This is a genomic window from Bacillus sp. S4, from assembly GCF_040838205.1.
Taxonomy (GTDB): domain Bacteria; phylum Bacillota; class Bacilli; order Bacillales; family Bacillaceae_G; genus Bacillus_A; species Bacillus_A cereus_U.
Genome location: NZ_JBFPJI010000354.1, coordinates 1 through 3,190 on the forward strand (window position 1 = coordinate 1; position 3,190 = coordinate 3,190).

Below are 3,190 nucleotides of genomic sequence, written 5' to 3' on the forward strand. Positions count from 1 at the left end.
ATATAAATGTTTGCATACCTGTAATAAACCCTCTACTTTCAAATCGAAAAATGTATCCGAGTTCTTCTTTCTTCACTTTTTCTACTGTTATAAAGCTATTAAAAATACTTTCATTTCTAAAAGGTTTATCCGCTATATAATCATTTTTAAATAATGTATGAACATAAGACACAATAGTAGAAACAAAACCCGGCGAACGTACTATAAAGTTATCTTCATGAAATGTAATCGACTTTATATGGTTCTTTTCTTTTTGCATAGAATCTACTAAAATAAGTCTTTTTATTAATGACTGTTTTTGTATAGATTGAAGTGTAGCTTCACCCCATTTTTTTAATTTAGAGATGTTTTCAATACTGATTTCTGGCGAATACGTATCCTTTTCTACAACTGCATATACTTTATCTGCCTGTATGAGAGAGTAACTTATATTACCAACCTTTAAATTTTTCTCAATCATATAACATAGTTTGCTTTCAAACGAAACAGATACAACTTCATCATTCTCTACATATGCATCCACTGAAAATATTCCAGATAGCGTTTCGATTTTGTATTGATTAGACTCTCTCTTTTTTAAATACCCGCTTTCTAGTAACATCGTTATTACTGCGACAATACCTCCGTAATGAAGAGGTATAGATCCTTCATGATTAAAAAACAATACAGCTGCATCCACTTCATTATGAATAGAAGGAACGACAATACATCCATTTAAACCGATAAAACCACGTGGTTCATTTAATAAAAGCTTCATTTCTTCTGCTAATTCACCTGAAAATTGTTCGTTTAATTGCTCCAAACTGTAGTAGTATTTGCATGGTACGTCTTTCATTACACGAAATGCCTCGCCATTTACGTGTACGTCTACTGCTGTATACATTTTTTGAATGTTCATTTTACATCCTCCGTTTCATGTTCCATCGGCGGAATTAGCAAAAATCCTTCTTTAAGTGGATCCTTTTCATTGTAAAAAAATCTATGCATACCCATAAGCCAAGCGGATCCCGTAATTTTCGTTACTACAGCTTCAATATTTTCGACATATGTTGTATTCATGACACAACCTTTAAATAGAGAACCTACAATACTCTCATGAACGAATTCTTCATCAATGTCGATTTTTTTATGAGCGTATAATACAGCTAACTTCGCTGATGTTCCTGTACCACATGGAGATCGATCAATTCCCCCTGGTGGAACAACAACTGTATTTTTCACATGCGCACTTTCATGAGTAGGATCTGTATAAAATTCAACATGTGTTAATCCTCTTATAAACGAATACTGCGGATGAATGATTTCAAACTTCTCATTAATTGTATTTCTAATATGAATCGCCTTATCAATGATTGTAGATGCGTTTTCTGGTACTAACTCTAGACCTACTGACTTCGCATCGATAATGGCATAAAAATTCCCTCCATACGCAATATCAGCCTCTACAGTTCCAACTTCTTCGACGTGTACAGAAATATTTTTCAGTAAAAAAGCGGGTATGTTACAGAAGGAGACTTCTTTCGCTTTCCCATCTTGAACAGAAATATCTACTTCAACTAAGCCAGCTGGCGTGTCTAACTTTAAAGAAGTGACCGGTTCAACTACCGGAATTAAACCTGATTCAACTAAAGCTGTACATACACCAATTGTATCGTGGCCACACATCGGCAAGTATCCACCTGTCTCTATGTATATAATACCTATATCAGCTTCAGGATGGCACGGATCTGTTAATAGCGCTCCTGACATTACATCATGACCACGTGGCTCATTCATTAACAATTTCCGAATCCAGTCATACTCCTTTTTCATATGTAACATCTTCTCTGCCATCGTCTCGCCAATTAACTTAGGAAGCCCGCTAATTAATGTCCTCGTTGGATTCCCGCCCGTATGTGTATCAATCGTCGTAAAGACTCTTTGTGACCTCATCCGTTTAACACCCTTTCTGTAAAACGACTCAAACGAAGTTGTTCAATAGGAATGATTGTTTCTTTGTCATTTAATAACTCTTCAATTACTTTCCCGGTTACTGCTGCAAGACTAATCCCATCACCTTCATGTCCTGCTGCTATAAAGTAGTTCGGAATATGTTCCACTCCTGAAATGATTGGCAAATGATCTTCTGTCCACGGACGTAATCCAGCATATGAACGAATTACCATCATATCCGCCATTTTCGGATAAAAACGAATTGCTCTATTCGCAATACATTTAATTACCTCGTTATTAATTCTCGTATGAAATCCTACAAATTCTCTACTACTACCAATTAAAAAATTTTGACTTTCTGTTGGCTCAAACACAAGAGCTACCCCATATTTTTCAGTTAAAGCATCCACTTTTCGTTTTCCACCAAATTTAGAAATCAAATAACCAAATTCCATTACTTTACGGCAACCTACGTGCTGTTGTCTTGAAGCTACAATAATATGTCCCTTTCTCGGTTCAATTGGGATATTCACATCTAACATCTGTCCGATTTTAGGAGCCCACACACCGGCTGCGTTCACCACTTGCTTCGCAGTAAACGTCCCATTTGTTGTTTCTACAATAAAGGAACCATCTATATCTCTTTTCATTTCTTTTACTTCTGTATGATTAAAAGTTTTTGTACCAAATTTCTTCGATTCTGCAAGAAGTGAAAAAGCAAGAAGATATGGATTTACAGTTGAATCCGTTGCGCATTCTAAACCACCCAATAAATCATCTGCAAAAAATGGTGATTCTTCTTTTATATCTTGCCTATCAAGCATTCGAAACGGTAATCCAGCTTCTTTTTGACGATTTACCCATTGCTGTGCTGCCTCCATCTCTTCGTCTGATTCACAAACGAGAATGCTTCCTGGTGCCCTATATTCAAATGAGTGCTCCAGCTCTTCACTTAGTTCTGTTACTAATTTTTGACTTACTAACGACATTTGACTATCAAACCCTGGATCTTTATCAATCGCTAAAATATTCCCGTCACACCGTGAAGACGTTCCACTGACAAATTCTCCTTTTTCAATGATCGTTACGTCTCTTCCGTATTTTGAAGTGTAATAAGCGATAGAACATCCTATAATTCCACCGCCTATTATTAAAACGTCACAGTGCCTCATATATAGCACTCCTCCTTTCTCCTAAATCTCTCACTTTTTATTTATGCAATTGGTGTGCCAACTCTACATACAGAACTATTTATATG

The 3,190-nt window shown here is 36.1% G+C and carries 3 protein-coding genes; all 3 read right to left on the bottom strand.

Annotated features, from left to right (window positions below; genetic code table 11):
• Positions 1–898: proline racemase family protein (locus AB3X48_RS19935; RefSeq protein WP_367959849.1), on the bottom strand; the 898-nt coding region annotated here is incomplete at its 3' end.
• The gene (locus AB3X48_RS19940; RefSeq protein ID WP_016105097.1) at positions 895–1,932 is read right to left on the bottom strand and encodes a proline racemase family protein; all 1,038 of its coding nucleotides are present in this window, start codon (positions 1,930–1,932) and stop codon (positions 895–897) included. The genes AB3X48_RS19940 and AB3X48_RS19935, both read right to left, overlap by 4 nt.
• Complete coding sequence (locus AB3X48_RS19945; RefSeq protein ID WP_016105098.1) at positions 1,929–3,104, bottom strand: NAD(P)/FAD-dependent oxidoreductase; 1,176 nt, start codon at positions 3,102–3,104, stop codon at positions 1,929–1,931. The genes AB3X48_RS19940 and AB3X48_RS19945 overlap by 4 nt, the downstream gene beginning before the upstream one ends.
• Positions 3,105–3,190: the final 86 nt, after the last annotated feature.

What these genes read in the sequence shown, in the direction of transcription:
- AB3X48_RS19945 (WP_016105098.1), bottom strand. Translation starts at nt 3,104, where the DNA reads ATGAGGCACTGTGACGTTTTAATAATAGGCGGTGGAATTATAGGATGT.
- AB3X48_RS19940 (WP_016105097.1), bottom strand. Translation starts at nt 1,932, where the DNA reads ATGAGGTCACAAAGAGTCTTTACGACGATTGATACACATACGGGCGGG.